The following is a 3,430-nucleotide window of genomic DNA, read 5'->3' on the forward strand; positions in this document are numbered from 1 at the left end:
GGAGCCCACGCAGCGGCTCACGAGTTGGTACCGCCTGGATGATGTGCGCGACACGCCCATCGCAGACCCGGAGCCCGGCCCGGCCGGGACGGGTGGCGGATTTTCGGTGCTGGATGAACTGGGGATAGGGCCCGACGAGATCGAGGAGCAGATCTCGGCTCGGATGCCCACGGCGGAGGAGGAGCAAGCGCTCCACATACCGGTGGGAGAGCCGGTTTTCGATCTCCGCCGTACCGCTTTCACTTCGGCAGGGCAACCTGTCGAGTACGCGCGAGGAACCTACCGCGCAGGCCACTTCAGCTGGAGTTATCGCTTCAAGGTGCCGGACTAACAAGGGGGAGAAGATGATCGAAAGAACGGCCAGCAACCGCCTGACCGCACGTGACCAGCGCGGTTTCTACGGAGACCTGGAAGACGCTGGCCTTCGTCCCGACGTCGAGACGAAGATCCGGAGGGCCGAGATCAACGGGCCCCTCGCTGAGCGCTTGGGCATCCCGCAGGGCACCGAAACCGTAGTGCGGTCACGGCGTATGAAGGGAGACGGCCAGCTGCTCCAAACCGCGGTGACGTATCTGCACCCGGATCTCGTAGCTCAGGTTCCGCAGCTTGGCGAACTGGACACAGGCTCCGGCGGGATGTACGCGCGCATGGAGGAGGCTGGGCACAAGCTGCGCCAGCAGGACCGTGTCTCGGCGCGAGTTCCGGACGCGGACTTCCAGGAGACGTTCGGGATCGCTGGCGACGTCGCCGTGGTGGTGATCGACCGGATCACGCGGGGCACGGACGACCAGGTCCTGGAGATCACCGAGATCGCGGCGCCAGCGGACCGACAGGTCTTCGTCTACGACCTGTAGAAACGCATGAGGCCCGGACGGAATCCCGTCCGGGCCTTCTTCAGCATCGCTGTGTGACTGAAGCGACACGCGAGCGTCATGACCTCTAAGGTCAAAGAACCGCCCCAAAGCAAAAGGCGGGGCCCGGTTGCCGCCGGAATCCCCGCCTCCGTAGAACGAGCTGGTCGATGCTGCGACCAGGTGCTCACCTCTACACGCTGTCTCTATCGTACCCACTCGGTGCGGTAGAGCTACATGTGAGCGCCCAATCGCGGTGTCGGTCTAGGAAGAGACCGACGTGACACCCCACCCACCCCGAGCGGCGGGGGGGGCCGACGCGACCAACGAGGTCATCGTCGGCCCTACCGGACGCCCGCTTCGCATCCCCTACTTCGACATGCCCACCTGGATGGCCTACCTGCCCAAGCAGGACGCCACGGACGCCAAGGCCGTGGGCTTCGCCGCCTGGCTGTGGACCTTCGTCAACAGCCAGACCCAGGACTTCGCCTTCGAGGTCGATGTCGCAGCGATCATGAAGCGCTGGGGCCTGTCCCGCAGCACCGTCACCTCCGCGCCCCGCAAGCGGTCCAAGGGCGGCCTCGTGGAGCGCCTGGCGGCCATGGGCATCCTGGAGATCGAACGCCGGGTGACCAAGACCAAGGACTGCGCCGGGTGCGGCACCCCGCAGGCCTACGCCTGCCCGACCTCGTGCACCGAGACCAAGGGCCGGGTCCGCGCCGCCCCGCGGTACACCATGGCGCCCACCCCGCCGCTGGGCTTCCTGCACCCGCACCCGATCGACGTGGGAGAAGCCACCTACCCCGACCGTATCGACGTGCGCCTGCACGAGGAAGGCCCCTACAGCCGCCTGGAAGCGATTGAACGACGCAGGTCCTGGCCCTACATCAGCGCGATGACCTGGGTGGCCTACCACCCCCAGGTCACCCTGATCGACCTGGCCGTCTACGTGGTGCTGTGCAGCCGCATCTCCACCAACGAGGGCCGGTGGGCCACACAGGTGATGCGGTCCACCATCGGCGGCATCCTCGGCATCGAGGACAACACCGTGGGCGAGTCCACCGCGCGCCTGGAGCACCTGGGCGCCATCGGCAAGGCCGGGCTCAACCACCGCGGCGAACACCGGCGCGGCGGCGGCGGGGCGACCCGCTACGTGGTCCTCGAACACCCCGGCGCAGGGCTGCTGCACCCGCTGCCGCTGCACGCGGGCGAGTGGCGCGACCCGGAACAGATCACCGCCCGCATCGACGCCGTGCTGGCCCACCGGGCCCACCCTCAACGCCCTGCGCACAAACCCTCTGACCTGCCAATTGTGGATAACCCCGGTTGTCCACAGGGGGGTATGTGCGCACGGCAGCGAGGGTTTGTGCGCGGGGCAGCGAGGGTTTGTGCGCTGTGTGGCGACAGAACTAACAACCCCACTAACAACCCCACTAACCACCCTCCGTCCGTAGGTGGTCAACCACAGGAGCAGTCCCCTGCCCCTGGCGGGGTGGACCAGGCCCTCACGGACGGAGACGGGAGTCCTCGGGCAGAAGAGCGTCACGAAGCGCCTGCGGCGGCTTCGGACGCTTCGCAGGACCCGCTGTGGCCGCTGGTGGACAAGTGCGTGCCCCGGCTGATGTGCCGCCAGGGGCGTGCCGACCAGGAGGCGCTGATCGGACGGCTGCGCAACCTGCGCGAGCGCGGCTACACCGACGAGGCCTTGGAGCTGGTCTTCGACGGGATCAGTCCGGAGCGGGTGCTCAACCCCTGGGCCGTGGCCAGCGACCGGATGCGCTCGGTCGAGCGCCTGGAGGAGCACCTGGCCCTGGTCCACAAGCGGAAGGCGGATGCGGCCGCCGCGAAGCGGCTCGCTGCCAACCCGGGTCGGTGCCCGGTGCACGGCACCGCCTACGTGCCGGAGTGGTCCACCCCGGAAGTCCCGTACTGCCTGGTGTGCGAGCGGGAGAAGTCCGAGGAAGCCCGGGACCTGTCCGCCGCTGCTGCGCAGGGCCAAGGTCCCACAGGGCCGCAGGAGACGGAAGACCACGTCGCGGAGGACCCGGAGTCCAAGGAGACCGGTCAGGCCCTCGAAGACGCCAGGAACGACGCACAGGCCCGCCACCGAGAGGAGACCCGCAACCGCACCTCCGAAGGCCCCAGCGAAGCTCTGGCGGCCGTAGACGGTGCTCTGGAAGATCCTGGGCCGCAGTGGAGCGTGCCGTACTGCGGTCGCTGCCAGCAGGACGGCCGCTACAAGTACCAGCCCCGCGATGTCGGCGGCGTTATTGAGTTGGTGCGCGTGGACTGCTCAACCTGTCATCGCTGATTCTGGGCGTGGGTCTGGGGCCTGAAGAACGCCCAGGTTTACAGTGTAAAGGTGGGGGGCGTGGTTCCCGCTGCTGCCTTCGCCCAGGTCAGCGTTCCGGGCGGGGTTCCGGCGCGCACAGGCCTTGGTCCCGCGCGTCCTGTTCGCGCCGGGTTCCCGTCCGGGTGGGCGGGGTCCAGGGGGCGGCGAGCCCCCTGGTACCACCAGGCGCTCACCACCGGCCCGACCTACCGGCCGTAGCCGGGACCGCCTCGACGAGGGGCGGGTG

General features: G+C 68.5%; 3 protein-coding genes. All 3 read left to right on the plus strand.

Annotated features, from left to right (window positions below; genetic code table 11):
* Positions 1-331: UTRA domain-containing protein (locus tag ABD54_RS26045; RefSeq protein WP_047872195.1), on the plus strand; the 331-nt coding region annotated here is incomplete at its 5' end.
* A 13-nt stretch (positions 332-344) separates the two neighbouring features.
* On the plus strand, positions 345-854 hold the full coding sequence (locus ABD54_RS26775; protein WP_053063659.1) for a UTRA domain-containing protein: 510 nt from the start codon (positions 345-347) through the stop codon (positions 852-854).
* A 277-nt stretch (positions 855-1,131) separates the two neighbouring features.
* Complete coding sequence (locus ABD54_RS26055; protein ID WP_047872196.1) at positions 1,132-3,162, plus strand: hypothetical protein; 2,031 nt, start codon at positions 1,132-1,134, stop codon at positions 3,160-3,162.
* The last annotated feature ends 268 nt before the right edge of the window (positions 3,163-3,430 follow it).

It is taken from the genome of Nocardiopsis sp. RV163 (assembly GCF_001029525.1).
In the GTDB taxonomy this organism is placed as follows: domain Bacteria; phylum Actinomycetota; class Actinomycetes; order Streptosporangiales; family Streptosporangiaceae; genus Nocardiopsis; species Nocardiopsis dassonvillei.